This window comes from Xanthocytophaga flava, assembly GCF_030068545.1.
GTDB classification, from domain to species: Bacteria; Bacteroidota; Bacteroidia; order Cytophagales; family 172606-1; genus Xanthocytophaga; species Xanthocytophaga flava.
This window is the reverse complement of the sequence record NZ_JASJOR010000005.1, coordinates 151,344-173,019: the sequence shown is the minus strand read 5'-3', so window position 1 is coordinate 173,019 and position 21,676 is coordinate 151,344. Positions and strand designations below refer to the sequence as shown.

General features: G+C 40.0%; 11 protein-coding genes. 3 read left to right on the top strand and 8 right to left on the bottom strand.

Annotated features, from left to right (window positions below; translation table 11 throughout):
* Positions 1-150: 150 nt before the first annotated feature.
* Complete coding sequence (locus QNI15_RS09730; RefSeq protein ID WP_313987882.1) at positions 151-483, top strand: hypothetical protein; 333 nt, start codon at positions 151-153, stop codon at positions 481-483.
* 88 nt (positions 484-571) lie between these two features.
* Here QNI15_RS09730 and ettA read toward each other — a convergent pair whose 3' ends face one another.
* Entirely contained in the window at positions 572-2,239 is a 1,668-nt protein-coding gene (gene ettA, locus QNI15_RS09725) for an energy-dependent translational throttle protein EttA (RefSeq protein WP_313997666.1), read from the bottom strand.
* 454 nt (positions 2,240-2,693) lie between these two features.
* Here ettA and QNI15_RS09720 point away from each other — a divergent pair, with 454 nt between their 5' ends.
* Together QNI15_RS09720 and QNI15_RS09715 are read left to right on the top strand one after the other, a co-directional pair.
* A complete protein-coding gene (locus QNI15_RS09720) occupies positions 2,694-4,034 on the top strand; it encodes a DUF349 domain-containing protein (RefSeq protein ID WP_313997664.1) in 1,341 nt (446 codons plus the stop codon).
* Positions 4,035-4,208: 174 nt separating this feature from the next.
* Complete coding sequence (locus tag QNI15_RS09715; protein WP_313987890.1) at positions 4,209-4,430, top strand: DUF2795 domain-containing protein; 222 nt, start codon at positions 4,209-4,211, stop codon at positions 4,428-4,430.
* A gap of 115 nt (positions 4,431-4,545) precedes the next feature.
* Here QNI15_RS09715 and QNI15_RS09710 read toward each other — a convergent pair whose 3' ends face one another.
* The 7 genes from QNI15_RS09710 to QNI15_RS09680 form a co-directional block, all read right to left on the bottom strand.
* Positions 4,546-7,092, bottom strand: coding sequence for an OmpA family protein (locus QNI15_RS09710; RefSeq protein ID WP_314031564.1), 2,547 nt, complete (start codon positions 7,090-7,092; stop codon positions 4,546-4,548).
* A 101-nt stretch (positions 7,093-7,193) separates the two neighbouring features.
* Positions 7,194-8,132 carry a PorP/SprF family type IX secretion system membrane protein gene (locus QNI15_RS09705; protein ID WP_314031563.1) on the bottom strand — a complete coding sequence of 313 codons (939 nt, stop codon included), beginning with the start codon at positions 8,130-8,132 and terminating at the stop codon, positions 7,194-7,196.
* Positions 8,133-8,242: 110 nt separating this feature from the next.
* A complete protein-coding gene (locus QNI15_RS09700; RefSeq protein ID WP_314031562.1) occupies positions 8,243-16,216 on the bottom strand; it encodes an Ig-like domain-containing protein in 7,974 nt (2,657 codons plus the stop codon).
* Between the two features lie 380 nt (positions 16,217-16,596).
* Complete coding sequence (locus tag QNI15_RS09695) at positions 16,597-17,262, bottom strand: 2-C-methyl-D-erythritol 4-phosphate cytidylyltransferase (RefSeq protein ID WP_314031560.1); 666 nt, start codon at positions 17,260-17,262, stop codon at positions 16,597-16,599.
* 464 nt (positions 17,263-17,726) lie between these two features.
* Positions 17,727-18,494 (bottom strand): succinate dehydrogenase/fumarate reductase iron-sulfur subunit, encoded by a 768-nt coding sequence (locus QNI15_RS09690; RefSeq protein ID WP_314031559.1) that lies wholly within the window; start codon positions 18,492-18,494, stop codon positions 17,727-17,729.
* A gap of 65 nt (positions 18,495-18,559) precedes the next feature.
* Positions 18,560-20,479 (bottom strand): fumarate reductase/succinate dehydrogenase flavoprotein subunit, encoded by a 1,920-nt coding sequence (locus QNI15_RS09685; protein WP_314031558.1) that lies wholly within the window; start codon positions 20,477-20,479, stop codon positions 18,560-18,562.
* A gap of 103 nt (positions 20,480-20,582) precedes the next feature.
* Positions 20,583-21,269, bottom strand: coding sequence for a succinate dehydrogenase cytochrome b subunit (locus QNI15_RS09680; RefSeq protein ID WP_314031556.1), 687 nt, complete (start codon positions 21,267-21,269; stop codon positions 20,583-20,585).
* Positions 21,270-21,676 lie beyond the last annotated feature (407 nt).

The following is a 21,676-nucleotide window of genomic DNA, read 5'->3' as shown; positions in this document are numbered from 1 at the left end:
TATGTTTTCACCAGGTTTATTTTCTTCCTTTCTACATATTTTCCCTTAATAGTCTATTTTCCTACCACAACTTACAGGTCGGTAACTATTGCAAAGTTACATTTTCTAATCTAAACAGATCAAGAGACATACTAACCCAAATACACTCGTATGACAATTAAAAATACAGAAGGTCTTACCGTTCAGGACATTCTAGGCGAAATTCAATATGGAGGCAAATTCGTATACTTCGAATTTACAGTCTCCGTTCTTGTTATGACCTTTAAAAAACCTACTGATATCTATTTTATCAGAAGTGGCGAATCGCACTGGGGGAAAAGCCTCCCATTTACGTTGCTTTCTTTATTTTTTGGCTGGTGGGGATTTCCCTGGGGTATTATCTATACTCCAATGGCACTGATTACAAACTTGTCAGGGGGTAAAGATGTCACTCAACAGGTTTTACAATCCATTTCAAGTTCACCTGTAGATTCTATAAACTAACATATAAAAGCCTTACTTAAGATATTTCCATAAATGAAAAAAGCGTATGATTATCATACGCTTTTTGAGTATATATTGCTTACTGTGATTACACCAGCTTTTTATAGCGGATACGATGAGGAGTAATATCACCAAGGCGTTTTTTCTTGTTCTCTTCGTATTCAGAGAAGTTCCCTTCAAACCAGTATACCTGTGAATCTCCTTCGAAAGCCAGGATATGTGTACAGATACGATCCAGGAACCAACGGTCGTGAGAAATAATTACAGCACAACCTGCAAAGTTCTCCAGACCTTCTTCAAGCGCACGCATGGTGTTTACATCCAGGTCGTTGGTAGGTTCGTCAAGTAGCAACAGATTACCCCCATCTTTCAATGTCATTGCCAGATGCACCCGGTTGCGTTCTCCCCCTGACAGGGCACCTACTTTCTTTTCCTGATCATTTCCGGTAAAGTTGAAACGGCTCACATAGGCACGGGAGTTTACCATACGTCCGCCTAACATCATCTGCTCTGTACCTCCTGTAATCGTCTCAAATACACTTTTGGTAGCGTCCAATTTGTCGTGTTCCTGATCTACATAGGCAATTTTTACTGTATCGCCTACTTCAAACGTACCTGCATCTGGTTTTTCCTGATTGGTTATCAGTTTGAATAAAGTTGTCTTACCAGCACCATTGGGTCCAATAATACCTACGATACCTGCCTGAGGTAACGAAAAATTCAAACTTTCAAATAATAGCTTATCCCCAAATGATTTAGCCACATTCTGAACCTCTATTACCTTTGCTCCTAACCGCGGTCCTGGCGGGATAAATAACTCCAGTTTATCTTCTTTCTGTTTTGCCTCTTCACCAAGCAGCTTATCATATGCCTGCAAACGAGCTTTTGACTTAGCCTGACGAGCCTTTGGAGCCATACGTACCCAATCCAGCTCACGCTCCAGCGTTTTTTGACGTTTGGATTCCTGCTTCTCTTCTTTAGCTAAGCGGTCTTTTTTCTGTTCCAGCCAGGAAGAATAATTTCCCTTCCATGGAATACCTTCTCCACGATCCAGTTCCAGAATCCAGCCAGCTACATTATCCAGGAAGTACCGGTCGTGCGTTACAGCAATGACTGTCCCTTTATAATGTTGTAAGTGTTGTTCCAGCCACAAAACCGACTCTGCATCCAGGTGGTTGGTCGGCTCATCCAGCAACAATACATCGGGTTCCTGTAATAACAAACGACACATAGCCACACGGCGTTTTTCACCACCAGACAAGTGTTTGATCAATGCATCAGGTGGAGGACAACGAAGAGCGTCCATAGCCTTCTCCAGCTTATTGTCAAGGTTCCAGGCATCTACTGCATCCAGTTTCTCCTGTACCTGAGCCTGACGGGTTAGCAACTTGTCATAATCAGCATCCGGATCGGCAAACTTTTCATTGATCTCATCAAACTCTTTCAGCAGATCCACAATTTCTTTGGTTCCTTCTTTCACAACGTCAATGACAGTCTTTTCAGGATCAAACTGAGGTTCCTGCTCCAGCATACCTACTGTATAACCCGGAGAGAATACTACTTCACCCAGATAGTTTTTATCTATCCCTGCAATAATTTTCAGCAAGGTTGACTTACCAGATCCGTTTAAACCTAAGACACCTATTTTGGCACCATAGAAAAATGACAGATAGATATCTTTCAGAACCTGCTTGTTGGTAGACGGGTAAATCTTGCTTACCCGGTTCATAGAAAATATAATTTTCTCGTTACTCATAATGCGTTCTCCTAAATAGGTTAATATACGTTTGTTTTGAAAAACAGCTCAGACCTTCCAAAGGCAAATATGTAGATTTTAATGACATTCACTACTTCCTGATTAGCAAGTAGATACTACGATCACAAAGAAAAGATCGGCTATTTTCCTTTTTTTAGTTCCCGGAATATGCTTACTTGTTCAGTGTTTTTTTACTAAAATAGCATCTCCCGTTTTTTGAGTGGGACAAATATCTGAAAAATACTGTAATGAAGTATTGTATACTTTTTTTTAAAAAACATTATTTTGCAGTAACAAAAAAATAAAGTATTATTCAGATAAATTGGTTGCCTTGTTGGTAATCTTTGGTATTTCCATTATTTTTCAAACTCAAATCGTCTGTCCGTCAAGACTTTCGATACTGAACGAAGTATTGCTTCCTAAACAGTATAGTAAATTTTAATACAACCAAACCATGAACAACGTTGACTGGTCTGACGAATACGGATACGTCAGTGAAGGAAAAGTATATCTGAAGGGTTATTTCGATTTTCCCGACCGTGAAATTGGCGAAGTACGCCAAAGTATTGAGGCCAGTGTGGAATACTTCCGCAAACGCTATGAAGTTGCACAACAAAAAGTTGCGGAACTGTATACCCTTGTAGAAACTGCTCAGAACAAAGGTTCTTACCTGATGAAACTGGTTCATCTGCGTAATTACTTTGCCGATTATGATGCCCTGGGGGATTTTCCTGCCCTTTACCAAAAGCTGGATGTACTCGAAGAGGATCTCCGCAAAAACATATCTGTTAACCGGGACCGAAATCTTGAGATCAAACAAGCTCTACTTTTAGAAGCAGAACCTCATCGGCTGAGTGAAGAGTGGAAAGAAGCTGCGGACAAATTGCATGAGATAAAAGAAAAGTGGATTAAAACCGGTGCCGTTGCCAAAGAACTGGAAGAAGAAATTGAAGGATCTTTCCGCAAAGTACTAGATGATTTCTTTGCTCGCAGAAAAGACTTCTTCAACCAGAAGATGCTCGAGCAAAAGACTCGTATGGACTCGTATATGGAGATTATTTACCAGGCCGAGCGACTTAAATATTCTCAGGACTGGGACGCTACAGTGACTGCATTTAAGGCACTTCAGGAACGCTGGAAAAACGTAGGCAAACTCCCTCCGGATAAGGTTACCAAACTCTGGAAACGATTCCGCAAGGCTACCGATATTTTCTTTGAACGCTATAATCAGGCTAAAGGCCTACCTCCACGCTTTACCAAACGTGTTGATCCTAAGCAGGCGGCTCAGGAAAAAATGACTGCTGAAGCAGAATCATTATTTACACAGCCGGATATGAATGTGGCGGCTGAACGAGCCAAAGCATTGCTGATGGAGTGGAAAAATCTCAATGTGCCTTCCTTTAAACAGGATAGAGCATTAGGTGAACGTTTCCGTCTGGCGTGTGACAAAATTTTTGAAATGAATTATCTGATGCGTGTGATCAAACGGAAGCATTTCTTCTTTGAGAAAAAGTCAAAAGAAGAGCAGCTTACCATCAAGGTAGCCACCATGAGCGATCTTGTACGCAAAGATAAACAACAGTTAGAACTACAGGAAAGTGAAGCAGCAGGTGGCTCTGTTGGTCAAACCAGCAGTTACAACCGGCAAGGATATGGCGATGACCAGAATCAGGACAATAAGCGGCCAGCAACTAATCTGAACGTACAAAAACGGAAGATTCAGGTAAAAGAAAATTTATTAAATCAGTTTAAAAATGAGTTGGCAGAGATACGAACCAACCGTCCGTATCGTTAAAAATGCGTACTATTAGTCTGTTCAAAAAAATTATAGTATTTTATTTTATTATTTGAAACATTTTTTGAACTTTTCGGTATTAGATTTTGTAGCTTTTCCATCAAAGAAAAGCAGTATCGCATTAATCTGTTTTCAAACCAATTTTTATTTTATCATAGATAAAAGAGAATGCCTATGTATTGGACATTAGAATTAGCTTCTTACCTAGAAGATGCTCCCTGGCCTGCAACCAAAGATGAATTAATTGATTTTGCTATTCGTTCAGGTGCTCCCACCGAAGTAGTTGAAAATCTCCAGGAACTAGAAGATGATGGTCAGCCTTATGAGAGTATTGAAGAGATCTGGCCTGACTACCCAACAAAAGATGATTTCTTCTTCAATGAAGATGAATATTAAAATGAATCTATAATCGCGGCTTTTTCTATCTGGCATTGACGCAAGATAAATATCACTATAAACAAAAAACCTGCTCTTTTTCTGAAAAGCAGGTTTTTTGTTTATGTAATCCTCATTATCTGATAATTCGTATCTCAGTACGGCGGTTGGCCTGATGTTGTTCTTCGTTACAGTTTACATCATCACGACAATCGTTTGCCAAGTGAGTTTCGCCATAAAACTCCTTCATTCTGATTCTGGAAGCGCTTACACCTTTATTAATCAGGTAGTTTACAGACTCCTGCAAACGACGACGGGATAACGCATAATTGTAATTCTGAGATGCTCTCGAATCAGCAAAAGAAGCCACAGCGATTTTAATACCAGGGTTTTGCTTTAATGTCTCTACCAGCTCATCCAGTACAGGGCCTGCATCTGAACGTATCTCTGATTTATTCAGATCAAAATAGATTAACCGTACATCCGCAGGGTCAATGCGATTAGGAAGCTTATAGGTGATCAGTTCACATTCTTTGGTGATATTACGACCGTTCTTTACTACATAAAATTCAGTACGACGGTTTAACTGATGCTGTACCTCTGTACAGGCAATACCATCTTTACAGTCATTTACAGGTGCATTTTCGCTATTGCTTTCTTTTGATAAACGGTTTTTTGTTACACCGTTTTTCAAAAGGTAATTGTAAACCGCATCAGATCGTTTTGCAGAAAGCTTTATGTTATAGGGATCGTTGGTACCACGTGCATCTGTATAGGAAGATACAATGATCTCTATATCCGGATATTTTTTCATCAGCTTTACTACAGATGTCAGTACAGGTTTGGCATCAGCCCGAACGGAAGCTTTGTCAAAGTCATAATACACATTATCCAGTGAATACAGTTTGCGGTTTTCATCACAATCGGCAGGCAGTTTTTTCTTACCTCCGTTAGGATCTTTCAACTTTGCAATCAGATCCGGATCTGTAATAAACTGTAATGCTTCATTGATCTTTTCGCCAGGCTTACGATCTGTAGTACTTACATTTTTGGTTACTGTTGCTGTATCCTTCTTACCAGTGATCGTATAGTTCTTATCAGGATTTAGATTGAAGGTATATAAACCGTTTGTATTCTTACCAGGTACTACTCCTTCTTTGCCTTCTTCTTTTACCGTGATAGGTACGTCCCGTAAAGTATCCTGTGTATTCTCATTTTCATACGCATATACAAACAACTGAATAGGAGCAGCCAATTTACGAAACATATAAATATCATCATCCGAACCACCTTTGCCACGATTGGAGCTAAAGTATCCCTGGCGTCCGGTAGAATCTACGATTATCCCGAAGTCATCCTTTTTAGAGTTGATAGGGAAACCAATATTTTCCACAGTCCCCAGTGAATTCAGATCCGTCTCAAAAATATCCAGACCACCTAATCCAGCATGGCCATTTGAGGAAAAATACAGTTTATTGGTATTGTCTACATACGGAAACATCTCATTGCCTTCTGTATTTACAGCCTTACCCAGGTTCTCAGGAGTACTCCATTTTCCATCCGTTCCTTTGGCTACTTTATAGATGTCGGTTCCTCCAAAACCACCAGGCATATCTGAAACAAAGTACAATGTATTTCCGTCCGGGCTTAGAGCTGGATGACCTACAGAATAGTTTTTGTTATTAAATGGTAATTCCTTTGGACGACTCCATTCTCCATTTTTCTTTTCACTGGTATAAATCTTTAGTTTTACTATGCCATCATCCCCTTTTTGAGAACTACCCAGGTAATTGTTTCGGGTAAAATAGATCGTATTTCCATCTTTCGTAAAGGCAGCGGGTCCTTCATGGAATTTGCTGTTAATCTTTTTATCAAAAGGCGTAACACGGGTATCCTGATTTACGCCTCCATTGTCCTTGGGGAAATTGTCTCCATAGTATCCCAGTGTGCTGTTATCGTTACTAGTTTTACGGGTTTGATCCGAGTGTAAGCTTTCTTGTTTGGTTTTATACGAATCAGCAGAGGTGTAGCGATCTACTTTTGTGTCAGTATCATAAGGCAGAGCCCGTATACCTGTTGAGTCAACATAAAACAGATCGAGAAAAGCTGTGTTATTCCAGGCATATACTTTTTTCGAACTCTTATCAGGACGTCTTCCCGATACAAATACTAGCCCTTTATCATAATAGGTTGGGCTAAAGTCTGACTGGTCTGAGTTAATATCTACTTTAAAAATCTTATACTCTAAGGAATCTGCATATAGTTCTCCCAGATTATTGTAGGCTTGTGTAAAGGCTGTTCCTCTCGGATCTCCTGAATTAAGCTGCTGGTATTTGCTATACCAGACTTTAGCCTCTTCATATTTACCGTTTTCAGATAACATCTGAGCATAGGCAAATGCGGACTTGGCATCATTGGGATCTTTTGTAACAACTTCTCCATACAGTCGTTCGGCATTCTTGCTGTCTCCTACTTTCCGATACGAATCAGCCAGATTCTTTTTTACCGAAAGATCTGTACTATCCTGTTGTAAGTATTGCTCATACAGATCGATAGCTGTCGCATATTTCAGGCGAGCATACGCCTTATCCCCCTGAGCTTTTAACCCTAACCCCTGGGAGAATGCCTGATAACTGAGGAAACATGTAAGCAGCAATGTCCAAAAAGTAATTTTTTTTGTCATTTCCATGAATATTTATACGCAGAATGCCTTATTGTACTTTAGCAGTTTAAATTCTTGTCAGATGTTTTTACTCTTCTACTCATCCCTTTACTTGCTGGCTATTAGAAATAACGTGGCGACAGTACCTTAGCCTTATCAAAGCTAAATTCATATCGTAACATGATCTCATGTGTACCGGCATTGTATCGTTGTAACGCATTGAGACCATAGTCATACGCATACCCCAAACGTAGCTGAGGAGTAATCTGAAACTCAACCATACCCAGAATAGCCGTTCCTGTTCTATAAGAAGCTCCTACAGCAAACCGATCATAGAACCAGAAGTTGGTATTAAGATCAAACTGAAGTGGTGCCCCTTTTACAAACTTGGCCAGTACAGAAGGCTTCCAGACTACAGAAGGACTCAACTGTACTACATAACCCGTCATTAAGAAAACGTGCCGGAACTTCATAGCCCGTTCATTCGGATCAGCAGATGTAATAATACGCTGATCTGTCAGGGTATATTTAACCAGATTGGGAAGTGATGCGCCGAGATAAAAACGATCCGTAGAATAATAGATCCCCGCTCCGACAACAGGAGCATACCGCACATAGTCATTAGGTACAGTTGGGTCAGGTGTATGATTAGGGTTAAGCACCATCTTGGAATATTCTCCATTGAAATAAAGCACTCCACCCTGAATACCAAAAGCAAGCGTTCCTTTTTTATTAAACCGAATCCGATAGGAATACACGCCAGAAATACCACGTGTAGCTGTCAAACCTATATTATCATTAAATAATGATAGACCTATCCCTATCTTCTCTTTACGGATAGGCATATCGGCTGTCAGGGTCTGTGTTACCGGAGCACCTTCCATACCTACCCACTGGTTTCTGTACAGACCGGTAATACTCAGTACATCCCGACTCCCCGCATAGGCAGGATTTACAGCCATCATATTAAACATATACTGGCTATATTGAGCATCTTGTTGAGCAAAGCTGGAGATCATGCCCCCACAAAAGAACAGGAACAATAGTATCTTTTTTCTCATTGGTACCTTCAATTACGAAACTTGGAAATAGTATCTTATATATATGAAAACCTGTCTTTATACCGAATCTTGCCTGAGTTATTCTATCAAACAAGATTCGGCAGAGAACATTACCGGATTATAGTCATGTAACGGGATTTATTGAAACCGCTGTTCTTGAATTTGATGATATAGAAGTACGTTCCGTCTGGTAGCTCTTCCCCTACACGCACGCCTCGGTTTGACTTGCCATTCCAGTCACTGGTACTCGTTGGGAAGTCATTGGCCACACCAGTATAAGTACTCTTGAAGTCCTTGGATTCATAAACCAGATTACCCCAACGGTTAAATACCTGCAAATGAATCTGATCATTATTCGGATTCTCAATCACAAAGAAGTCATGCTGTCCATCGCCATTTGGTGTAAAGCCTTCCGGTATGAATGGAGGTCTTACAATAAAGCGTACGACAGCGGTATCACATAAATGGTTATCTGTCATACCCAAGCTTGGATTACGAGTGGTACTATCACAGATTACATACACCAGTGAGTCCAAACCTTCATAGCTACCTGTTGATGAATAGTAAATAATACCATCCGTTACAGTAGCAGTACCATGAGCTGGAGGTGTAATGATAGTGATAGCCTTTGGATCTAACTCAGAGAAAGCAGGATCAAACGTACCATCATCCCGGTCAGAATCATTAGCCGCTGCATCTATAGGCACATTCGGTGTATTAGGCACAACTACCTGTTCATCATCAAAAGCCAGCGGACGGTTAATGATTACCAATGTATATGTCGAATCTACCAAAGATCCAGATGTTTCATTATCTATTGCGATATAGGTAAATGTAGTGATTCCAGAGTAATTAGTCTCTGGCTCAAATACTAATGTACTGGCTTCTAAAGAAGTTAATGTATCTGTGATAGACACAGCGAATTCTTTATTTGAAGCATCTGTATAATATAAAATTCCATGTTCTGGCAAAGTTTTAATCAAGAAGCCTACTACTGTACCATCTTCATCTGTACCTATCAATGGTTTATCCAAAGCCACCACTTGTAATGCTTGTCCAGCAGGCTCAGGAGGGGATGGACGGTTTGGATTGATCAGTGTATCTATTACGTTATGCGCTACTGGCGGAATATTTATCGTAATAAACAAAGTAGCGGTAGCACATCCTTTTGGATCTTTATCGTCACAAACAGTATAGGTGTACGTATCTGTACCTAAGAAGTCAGTTCTTGGGTGATACGTATAGCTTCCATCTGGACCAACGGTTATCGTTCCTCCCTGTGTAGTAGGCCAGTTAGACACTGGTGCAATTGAAAGAACACCCTTAGGGTCATCATTATGCAAAAGATTTTTTGGATCATCAATATCTCCTGATACAGATTTAACTTTATTAAAGTTTACCCTGTTAGAATCATTTCTTGCCACCGGAGGCTCATGTCCGGTAGGCAATAATGAGTTAACAAATATTGTAATGGTAGCAGCAGACTTAAGATTTACAGCATTGGTAATAATATAGGTATAGGTATCAATGCCTACAAAATCTGTTTTGGGTGTGTAGGTAAAAGAACCATCTCCATTGATTGTAATCACACCACCTTGCGCAGTTAGAGCATTTGTTACAGCCGTCACTACCAGTTCGCTCTGCTTACCGGGTGCAGGGTTACTATCATTATCCAATACACCTTTTATGTCTAAAACAGGAACAGATATCGGTTTATTTTGAATGGTAGTATAATTATCATTTCTAGCAATAGGAGGTTTGGCGCCTTTACCTGTTGTATCATTTACAACAATGGTAATAACAGCCTTTGAGCATAAACCTGTCTGATCACATACAGTATATGTGTAAGTATCAATACCAAAAAAACCAGGTGGTGGTGTATAGGTATACGTACCATTGTTTGTAATTGTCATTGTCCCTCCTGGAGTACCACCAACTACCTCAGTTGCAGTCAGTAAATCGCCAGCATCCGGATCGCTATCATTCGACAATGCGTTTCCAATAACTGGTGTATTGATTAAAGTTACATTGTAGTCATTCTGTGCCAATGGATAATCTGGTACTGGTGTAATATCAATCAGAACTAGCGCAGCATCCTGACTATACTCTCCAATAGCCCCGGCAGCATAGATTGTCATACTTGTATAACGTTCTCCATTCTCATTAGGTACTGGTTCATAAAGTAGGCTATCTAACTGTGTAAGAAGAATTTCCTGACCTACAGTCACTGCAGTAGTATCACCTGTAACTCTACTCACTAAAACCAAAGTCCCTTTATGGGGAAGACTTCCGATTTTGATTCGGGTAATTAATCCTGGAATAGGAGGATTATTTCCAGGGTCATTTCCTGGCTCGTAGTCAAATGCATTTTGTACATCCTCCTTAAAAGTATTTACAGGATTGTCAAACGATATAGTTCTATTATCTTCAGGGAATGTAACAGTAATAGTGGCACCGGGCTTTATAACAGGCTTCTTTGGTACTACAGTTACGGTTACAGTAGCAGGAGGTGTTGTAACTTCTTCACCTAGAGCACCTTGAGTAACAGTATAAGTAAAAGTATAAACATCTGCAGGACAATCTTTACTGACAAAATTAATAGTAGGATCAGTAGATCCATTATTGATTACGTTAACATCAAAACATGCTCCAGGAGGTAATGATACTGTTAATGTAGTAGGTCCAGCTACAATAACATCATTGGCCAGTACAGGAATAGTGATATTATCTTTTTGCACTACCAAAATACGATTTTCAGGAATAGTGGGATCATCTTTTGCCTCAATCACATTAACTGTCATTGTAGAGGCGGTCGGACTTTCTACCATATAGGTATCTCTTACTTTAAAAGTAAATGTAGTGTAAGGCACCCCACTAACACTGGATGTATATTTTAGTTTACTTAGTTCACTAACAGGAATTACAGTTCCCGCAGTCACTTGAACACCATCATATGTTAGATTACCAGGCGCATTAGAAGGAACACTCTCAATGAATACTGCCCCTAACGTTCCAGAGCCACCATTCACTTTGAAGTCATCTGCTTTAAAAGTATAGTAATTAGATACAGTAGGAGTACTTACAGCAACAATTACACTTTTGTCAGCCGAAGTAGGCTGTGTAATTTTAAAAGTTACCTTAGCAGTATCAGATGTAACAGTAGATACACCACCGATATTAGTATCAAATACATACTCAAAGAAATAATCCCCGGATGGTGTTGTACAGCCGTCAACATTATTTGGTTCATAGATGACAGTCGTATTATCTGTAGGATCTACGACCATTTTACCACAGAAAGAAGATGGCAGATTGGTTATTATCCTGACGCTTGGAGTACCAATAGAAGCTTTTATGTCGTTATTCAGAACATCAATTGACGTATATGCATCCACATCAAGATCATCTACCGCGTCCACAATATTAAATGTAATCGTTCCAGTTGTTGGACTAGTAGAACCATTGCCATCAATAGCCGCATATAGTATTGGGCTTGTAGTACCTGTTTTATCTGGAGCAGGTATAAATCGAAGTTTTGGAATATCAGCAACATCAATTACTGTACCTACTACTACAGGGGTGGGTGTAGGAGTACCATTATCTAATACTAATTGTCCGTCAGCAACCAGAGGTAATTGTGTAATCGCGATTTTTTGTAGTACTCCATTTCCAGTTGCTGGATTTATTCTAAAGTCAGAAGTTCCGCCTTGTCCAAATGAACCTTGATTAAAGGTATAGGAACTATTTACCCTAACAACAATTGTCTTATCAATAGGTTTAATAGGGTCAACAACAGTAAAAGTTACTACTGCATTATTGGAAGGTACACCAGGAATTGCTTCAAAATTGTAGTTAAAAGTATATGTTGTGCCAGAAGTACAACCATTTCCAGGCGTTACTATAAATTTTGGATGAGCAGGATCACTAATGTTATCAACAGATACTGTGAAGCAAGGGTCATGGCCACCTATTATATTTAAATTAATAACAGGACTTGCAGGATATATATCATTAGCCAACACATCAATAGGAGTTCCTAATCCTTTTTGCGTACCGGTTATTGGTGTACCACCTGGAAGATCATCAACGGCTTCAATGTCATAGACAATAATTGTGACGGTATTAGCAGCTACACTGTAAACACCTGTGTTGTCACGCACCTTAAACTGAAATGAGTTATATGGATCTCCTACTTCATTCTCCTTAGGCGTGAATACTAACTTGGAAAGATCAATTGCTGCAATTTCTTGACCAAGTACCACATCCGTTCCATCGAACGTTAGTTTTCCTTTTGCTGGGGAAGGAAGAGAAGTAATGATTACACTTGCCAGAGAATTACCATCCGCATCTGCAAATCCAAATTCACCAGTAGTGAATGTATGGCTATTTGGGTATGCGGCAGTATTTTTTCGCATTCTAATAATTATGTTGCTTGCTGTTGGAGCATTATTACTACAAGCAGTAAATATCGTTTTATTTAAAAAGTTATACTTTCCGGAAGTAGCAGCCAGCGTATAGTTGATTGTGCCTGTTTCAACAGGTGTTCCTCCTGTAGTAGACATTAACTCCAACGAATCGAAAAATCCGTTGTATCCATATACGGCTCCGGAACCTACCGTACCATCTGCATTTACAGTGGCACCAGATACAGCCTCTTTGGCATCAGGACAACCATCTCCATCTGAATCCAGATCGAACTGGCTGAGGAGACCATCTCCATCCGGGTCGAGGCTTGCATATATAGTACGAATGCCACTGGCTGTTAAACCCAATGCACCCAGAGCCGGATCATCTGCATCCTGCCAGTTTGCGACCCCATCACCATCCTCATCTCCGGATGGGTCAGCAGGCAGACTCGCACAAGAATAGTCATTATAAGGAAATACCCCTGCGTAGGTAATTACAAAGTCATCTCCATTGATACCCAACTGAGCATCCCGAAGTTCAAACACTGCTGTAGGAGCAGTAGCCCGGAAAACTACCTGACGACGATCCCATAAATCTTTTCCATTATGACCTGATTTAGGGTCTCCATCTTTGTATACCACATATCCTTCACCCACAGGCTGCGCATCCGCACCATCAAAAGGAGCCGCATTATCAACATAGAACTGCATAATCCCATCTTCTGGTGCCGCAGGATCTGTCAGTATTGGGTTAATAGCATTGGAAGTATAGGATACCAGAATATAATCACGTCCGGGAGTTAAACCAGAAATAGTCTGACGACAGATAACATACTGAACCCCTAAACTATTTCCATTGGAATATAAATAGGTATCAGAGGCAGGTACATTAAAAGGTGCATCTCCGGCAAAAGGTCCCTGTACTACACGATACCCACCAGGTACACCATATTCTGGAACAGCAGGGTCTGTAGGGTCAATTGGAGAATAGGTAACTACACCTCGCTGAATTGCAATCCGTGTATCAACCGGATATACATTGTATCCATTGTAAGCAACCCCACTTGTCCATGTTCCACTACCCCAGGTTCCTCCCGGAGCTATATATTGTGGATCAGGAGTAGTAGAGGCAGGAATACCTTGATTAAAATTACCATTGACAATCAGGTTTGAAGCTGTGTTGATGACACCTGTACCACCACAACCAGCTTCCATAATATCCAGAATACCATCATTGTCATCATCCAGATCAGTAATATCAGCAATGCCATCACCATCTGTGTCAGGCATTGAGTTTACCTGAATTGTAACGCTAGCAGTATTGGATTGCCTTGCAGGTGAACCATTGTCAATCAAATTGTATGTAAATGTAAAAACACCTGTAAAACCTGGTGCAGAGACAAAGCTAAACTGCCCATTGTCTGCAATAACGAGTTTTCCTTGTGCTGTGTTATAGGAAACCAGATCTGTCTCTACAGTAATACGTGTACCTGCATCCGGATCAGAGTCTACTCCTGCTCCGGTATTATCAGTGATCACGTTTCCATACATCAGCACACTTTGCTTGGCTGTGTAGGAATTGTTTGTAGCTGTTGGGGCATTGTTTGTATTGTTGATGGTTACATCTTCTAGTGTTGCAGCAGCTCCATTGTAATTACTACCTCCTACCGTACCACTTCCATCAGTATATGTCCCTCCAGGAGTGACTTTTATAACAGGGCTTGCAGCGGATGTTGGATCATCAAAATAAGCACTTGCTGAGTTATTGTAAATACCTACAGCTTGTGATCCATTAAAATTCACCTGAAAATATAACTCGATTGCACTATTGGGAGGTAGGGTATAATTTCCAAATGTAAGATTTGTAACACCTGCACCCGGCACTACTCCCCCACCAGAGGCTGTACCATCCAGGTTGGTATAGGTAGATCCTGTATAGGTTACTCCAGCTCCGATCAAAGCAAGATCATCACGAACTTCAACACCGGTTGCAGTGCCTGGTCCTGAGTTTTGAACAGTAATAATATAATAGAAGCTTCGTGGAGTTCCCTGAGTAATAGGTCCTATAGGTTCTACCCGCTTACTTACAGTAATAATAGGTTTATCTGTAATAGACGAAACAAAAGCCAGCGTAGTTGGAGAAAAAGTAGTTGAACTTCCGTTATTACCCGAAGTTGCCCCATTGGCCGGAAATTCGTTTAATGCTGTAGATGCCGTTGTACCATTAATACCTGGAGAAGTATCAATAGTAGGCGATGAACCTGTAGGTACAGCAACAAAACCACCACCGCCACCACCACCAGGACCTTCTGATTCACCTGTAATAGTAATAGGAGTCACTTGGCTCCCCCCATTACCCCCTCTGGCATTTAGCGATACGTTTGTAATAGAAGTAGCATCTATTACTATAGTTCCGCCAGCACCGCCACCACTGGCTGCATCAATATTCTGATTAGTTGTATTGGAACCATTCTGTCCATTGGCAGATAGGCTACCTGTGCCTGTTACAGTATTAGCCAACAAATAAATTAAGCCGCCGCCATTACCCCCATTGCCTCCTGAATTACTATTTGCATCACCGGCCCCACCTCCACCACCTAAAAAAATACGATTTCCTGGCGCGGCAGTTAATGGACGTCCACCCAAACCTCCTACTTCATTTCTTTTATTATCACCCCAGGCTGCATTACCAGGTCCCGTAGTAGTAGCATTAGCGTCATTAATACCTCTAGTATATCCTCCTCTTCCTCCACCCTGTGAGGTAGTCCGAGTATTACCATTAGCAGTATATCCTGGATCAAGTGCCCATGCAGCAAATCCTGTACAAGTATTACACATAACCCCCTGCCCTGTCCATAGCGCAACATTTCCACCATTAGCACCACCGCCACCACCAGCATTGTGTGTATTACCTCCACCCCCACCATTGGCAGGAGCCCCACGGCTATATCTACCACCTAAAGCCGTATATTCACTTTGATTTCCAGCAATCCCTTCTCCTTTTTCCCCCCCGTTGGTATTGACAGTACTTCTATAACTAGTATAGGGAGGATTAGTAACTGCATCACTTGCATTATGAAAAGCTCCACCTCTGAACCCTTTAGCATCAACTGTAATCGTACCATTAACAGTAATTGTAGTTTGTGCATGAATAGCAACAATCCCTCCTGTAGCACCATCCCATGCAGGCGCGGTCATAGAAGCACCAGAATTGACAGTTAGAGTTGAGTATTGAGGGACTTTTACAACCTGAACATGTCCGGCTACCGTATAGCTATTGGCAAAGGCGCTATTCACACGAAACGTGTTGCTATTGATACCTGTAACATACTTGAACTCATACTTACCTGCATTATTGTAAGCAGAAACACTCCCATAATTGATATCGTCTGTAGTGGTAATGCTGGCTCCCTGCATCTGAATGATCATTATAAGATCTCCGTTTTGCAACCCGCCTAAGTCGGTTGCAATATTATTTACAGTAGCAGTATTGGCTCCGGCAGTGATGTTTGCTGTTAAGCGTGTATATTTATTGACGACTAATCCGGAAGTTGAAACTGTAAGAGGACCATCTTTTCCAGGTTGTGCCTGAGAGATATTACAGATAAAAAAAAGTGAAAGAAGAAAAAATAATGGCTGGCGTAAGATTAATCTTCCCATAATGTAGAGTTGTTTCATATCATTTGTGCAACTTGGAATTCTGTAAAAGCCTCTAAGTCTGTAAGTAACAAAAGGTATCACCTTTCAGTACAGTAGTTCAGTATATCAAAGTAATCCTTTTAAAATGAAAGGGTTACAATAGTTTTATTTACTTTCTTACATATGCAAGTTTATGCTGTGCACTAAAATCACAAGCAATAATACAAGAAAATTGCATATATAAAAAAAATACAACAAGCTTATTATAAGCTCATTATATTTTCTCACTAATGCAATTTCTATTTTAAACTAAGAAATATTTACAGTTTCTGCCTAATAAATTACAAAATAGAACATAAATCATACATCTGTAATTATATTCTGGAGTTACCTATTAACAGTAAAAAGGATAAAGACATCTAATAAGAGACACACTGAGCCCATTCCAAATCTTCTGGAGTAGTAATCTTTATATTCCGGTAATCGCCTTCAATTAATGAAATTTTATGTCCGGCAGCCTCTGCCACGCTAGCATCATCTGTAAATAGTTCAGATTCTGGCACTTCAAATGCTTTTTTAATGAGAGATGTCTGGAAAGTTTGTGGAGTTTGAATTAAACGAAAATCAGCCCGGTTTACACTTTGTGTAGTTCCATCTGATAGAACCTGACGAATAGAATCCTTTAGAGATACAGCTGCAACGGCGGAACCTTTTTCTTTTGCAACCTGAAAACTACGCTGTATTACCCCTATGGGAACAAATGGACGTACTCCATCATGAATAGCAACCATGCTTTCCAGATTATCAATTATCTGAAGGCCATTCCTGACAGACTGGAAGCGCGTTTTTCCTCCTATTACTACTTTCACATCAATCGTAAAGGTATATTTCTCTCTTAAATTCTCCCATGTCTCTAATTGTTCTACAGGTAATACAAGAACTATCTGAATATGTTGGGAATATTCATAAAACCGTCTTATAGTATGCATTAAAATAGGCAATCCTCTGACTTCCAGAAATTGTTTAGGTATATCTGATCTCATACGGCTCCCAGAACCTCCTGCCACTATAATTACATATTCCATATTTGTTTATAATTAACTATATTTTCCTGTGTTGACTAATTAGTTTTCAAACTAAAAGAGCATAAAATAATATTAAAATACTTTGAAGTAAAACTATTTATATGCGGGTAAGAAGGGTAGGAAGCGGGTCAGTTGCGGGTCAGATGTAAAATCCTGATAATCAGTTAGGGTAAGAAGGGGTAAGAATATTTTCTATACTACGTGTATTATATATACTATATAAAAAGAAAATACTAAATATAGTATATACTAACCCTTTCTGCTCCTATTCTTCTGCTACCATTTAGCCCTAAACATCTTACCCTTCTTACCCCTATTGACTATCAGGATTTTACATCTGACCCGCAACCGACCCGCTTCCTACCCTTCTTACCCGCATATAAGGAAATGCCATTCTTAAAAAAGAAAAACCTGGCATTTAATAGTATATCAAATGCCAGGTTCTAACTATATATAGAAATAAACTATGCGCCTTCAGACACCTTTAATTCAGGTTTAGAAGTAAGAGAAGCGAAAATAAAATCACGGTTCATTAAAGCAATATTGCTCATAGAGATTCCTTTTGGACATTCAATAGAGCAAGCCCCAGTATTTGTACATGCACCAAAACCTTCGGCATCCATCTGAGCTACCATATTTTCTGCCCGACGTTCCCGCTCAGGTTGTCCCTGAGGTAGTAAAGCCAGGTGAGAGATTTTAGCACTTACAAATAACATAGCGGAAGCATTCTTACAAGCTGCTACACACGCACCACATCCGATACAAGCAGCAGAGTTAAACGCCTCATCAGATTCTGTTTTAGGAATAAGTATCTCATTTGCATCTGGTGCAGAACCCGTATTCACAGAAACAAAGCCACCTGCATGGTTGATACGATCAAAAGCAGAACGGTCTACGACCAAATCCTTAAGAAGAGGAAATGCAGCAGCACGCCATGGTTCTATAATAATGGTCTCTCCGTCTTTAAAATAACGCATATGCAACTGGCATGTAGTAGTCTGCATAGGTCCATGAGGACGGCCATTTATATATAAGCTACACGCACCACAAATTCCTTCACGACAATCATGATCAAAAGCAACCGGATCTTCCCCTTTTCTGGCTAACTCTTCATTCAACACATCAAGCATTTCCAGAAAAGACATCTCCGGATTGATATCCACTTTATAATCCACCAATTTGCCACTGGCAGAAGCATCACTCTGACGCCATATTTTCAGATTCAGTTTCATATGTATCGTGTTAACCTTATCCAGCAGAAAAGGTCTTGTTTTTTTAATAAGTTAAGAGAAGCCTCTTATTTGTAGCTTCGTTTTGTCAGTTTCACATTTTCAAAGATCAATTCTTCTTTATGTAATTCTTCTTCCTGACCTGGTCCTTTGTATTCCCAGCAGGAAACATAGGCATAATGCTCATCATCCCGTTCTGCTTCCCCATCTTCCGACTGGTATTCTTCACGGAAGTGACCGCCACATGATTCATTACGAGCCAAAGCATCATCTACCATTAACTCACCTAATTCAATAAAGTCAGCAACGCGGTGTGCTTTCTCCAGACTTTGATTTAGTTCTTCATTTTTGCCTAACACTCTTACATTTTTCCAGAAATCAGCTTTGATCTCTTTGATCTTTTGTTTGGCAATCTTCAAACCCTCAGCATTCCGAGCCATTCCGCAATACTCCCACATCACCTTGCCTAGTTCCTTATGCAGGTCATCTACTGTTTTAGTCCCATTAATAGATAATAACTTTTTAGTCATATCCATTACTTCCTGTTCTGCCTTTTTAAATTCAGGGTGATCAACAGACACTTTATCCGTAGAAGGATTCATACCGGCAAGGTAATCACCAATAGTATAAGGAATCACAAAATAACCATCTGCCAATCCCTGCATCAGTGCACTTGCACCCAAACGGTTAGCTCCGTGATCAGAGAAGTTAGCCTCTCCTAACGCATATAGCCCTGGTATATTTGTCATCAGGTTATAATCAACCCACAATCCACCCATTGTATAGTGAACAGCAGGATAAATACGCATAGGCATTTTATATGGATTTTCGCCTGTGATCTTTTCATACATATCAAACAGGTTACCATATTTCTCAGAAATCTTCTGCTCTCCATCGCGTTTGATAGCATCTGCGAAATCCAGATAAACTGCCAGTTTGGTAGGTCCTACCCCACGTCCTTCATCACATACCATTTTAGCATTTCGTGAAGCCACATCCCGAGGTACCAGGTTACCAAATGACCGGTAACGGCGCTCCAGATAATAATCACGTTCTTCTTCAGGAATTTGGTCCGGAGGTCTGTTATCTCCTACTTTTTTAGGAACCCAAACCCGTCCATCATTCCGCAATGACTCAGACATAAGTGTCAGCTTAGACTGATAGTCTCCGGATACCGGAATACAGGTAGGGTGAATCTGAGTATAACAAGGATTGCTAAATAAGGCTCCTTTTTTATGTGCACGCCATGCAGCAGTCACATTGCTGTTCATTGCATTGGTAGAAAGGAAAAACACGTTTCCATATCCTCCTGTACATAGCAATACAGCATCACCAGCATGAGACTCTATTTTTCCTGTCACCAGATTGCGAGTTACGATACCACGTGCTTTCCCATCAACTGTCACTACATCCAACATCTCAGTACGTGTATACATCGTTACTTTTCCACTGGCAATCTGACGGTTCAGTGCACTGTAAGCACCCAACAATAACTGCTGACCAGTTTGACCACGTGCATAGAATGTACGTGATACCTGAGCACCACCAAAAGAGCGGTTAGCCAGTGTTCCACCATATTCACGGGCAAAAGGTACACCTTGTGCTACAGCCTGGTCAATGATATTGACACTCACTTCTGCCAGACGGTATACGTTTGCTTCACGTGCACGATAATCACCCCCTTTGATTGTATCGTAAAATAGCCGATAAACACTATCACCATCATTTTGATAGTTTTTAGCAGCGTTAATTCCACCCTGTGCAGCAATTGAGTGTGCACGACGTGGGCTATCGTGAAATGAAAATGCTTTTACGTTGTATCCTAATTCAGCCAGAGAAGCTGCTGCGGCAGCTCCTGCTAATCCAGTACCAACAACAATAATTGTATATTTACGCTTGTTGGCAGGGTTAACCAACTTAAGATTAAATTTATGTTTAGTCCATTTTTCTGCTAAAGGACCTTCTGGAATTTTTGAATCTAATTTCATACAGGTGAAACAATTAAGATTTCAGATTTTTGCTCCATATTATTCAGACATTCAACGCTGTATCTATCGGAGTCTTATATTTTGAAGAATAATTGACAGGTAATTATCCTTGTAAAAACATGTAAACAGGAATTATAGCAAAGCCTGCAGGTACTATAATAGAAAAAGCAAGACCTAAACCTTTTAGAAAAGGAGTATATTTAGGATGGTTAACTCCTAATGTGCGAAAGGCGCTCTGGAAGCCATGCGACAAGTGAAATGCCAGCGCAATCATAGAAACTACATACAGTAATACTAACCACCAATCCTGAAATGCAGCCTTTGTAGTTGTATATAGATCAAGATAATCCTGAGTTGTGTCATGTTCTACATAAGAACCAATCCCGAAATCTGTTAATTTCATTTTCCCCCAAAAATTCACTAAGTGAACAACAAGAAATACCAGAATGATCGTTCCTAAAATTCCCATGTTGCGTGAACTCCAGGTACTGCTGTTATTCACATATGCATACCCTTGAGGACGTGCCTTACCATTTCGGATTGTTAAAAATAAACTAACAAAGATGTGAGTCAGAATAAAAACAAAGTTCAGAATAGAAACAGTCTGGATTAAAGGATTGTGGCCCATAAACTTTGCATATGTATTAAAAGCTATCCCTCCATCGCTTTTCAATAATTGTAGGTTTCCTACCAAATGCACTACCAAAAATAGTATTAAAAACAGGCCACTAAGTGCCATCAGAACTTTGCGGCCAATGGTACTGGTTAAAGCGTTTACTAACCAATTCATAAATGTTATAACTCGATAGTTTTTGACGTGAAACAGATATTATTTTGATATTTTACTATCGCTCAAAAGTACATTTGGAAATAATAGCATGCAAAAGAATCCATTTATTTTGACTCAATCTAAATAACTTACTTGAATGGAAATCAGGGTCTCCCAAACATTTATAGAGTCTATTCTTATAAACTGAACAAACCTTACAAGCAATTCTGTTCTTTTTCTACACTCTACTATATAAATATCTACTAATCTCTTTGGACAAATGCCATCTATGAAATCCAACAATAGAAACTTGTCTACCACTGACTTGTAAATTGTCATGTATTTGTTTTCCGTATCCTATTAGTAGATAAAACACTCTGTGCTTACATATTGTTTTAAAGATTTACTTTCTTGATTACTTAATCACT

What these genes read in the sequence shown, in the direction of transcription:
- QNI15_RS09730 (WP_313987882.1), top strand. Translation starts at nt 151, where the DNA reads ATGACAATTAAAAATACAGAAGGTCTTACCGTTCAGGACATTCTAGGC.
- ettA (WP_313997666.1), bottom strand. Translation starts at nt 2,239, where the DNA reads ATGAGTAACGAGAAAATTATATTTTCTATGAACCGGGTAAGCAAGATT.
- QNI15_RS09720 (WP_313997664.1), top strand. Translation starts at nt 2,694, where the DNA reads ATGAACAACGTTGACTGGTCTGACGAATACGGATACGTCAGTGAAGGA.
- QNI15_RS09715 (WP_313987890.1), top strand. Translation starts at nt 4,209, where the DNA reads ATGTATTGGACATTAGAATTAGCTTCTTACCTAGAAGATGCTCCCTGG.
- QNI15_RS09710 (WP_314031564.1), bottom strand. Translation starts at nt 7,092, where the DNA reads ATGACAAAAAAAATTACTTTTTGGACATTGCTGCTTACATGTTTCCTC.
- QNI15_RS09705 (WP_314031563.1), bottom strand. Translation starts at nt 8,132, where the DNA reads ATGAGAAAAAAGATACTATTGTTCCTGTTCTTTTGTGGGGGCATGATC.
- QNI15_RS09700 (WP_314031562.1), bottom strand. Translation starts at nt 16,216, where the DNA reads ATGAAACAACTCTACATTATGGGAAGATTAATCTTACGCCAGCCATTA.
- QNI15_RS09695 (WP_314031560.1), bottom strand. Translation starts at nt 17,262, where the DNA reads ATGGAATATGTAATTATAGTGGCAGGAGGTTCTGGGAGCCGTATGAGA.
- QNI15_RS09690 (WP_314031559.1), bottom strand. Translation starts at nt 18,494, where the DNA reads ATGAAACTGAATCTGAAAATATGGCGTCAGAGTGATGCTTCTGCCAGT.
- QNI15_RS09685 (WP_314031558.1), bottom strand. Translation starts at nt 20,479, where the DNA reads ATGAAATTAGATTCAAAAATTCCAGAAGGTCCTTTAGCAGAAAAATGG.
- QNI15_RS09680 (WP_314031556.1), bottom strand. Translation starts at nt 21,269, where the DNA reads ATGAATTGGTTAGTAAACGCTTTAACCAGTACCATTGGCCGCAAAGTT.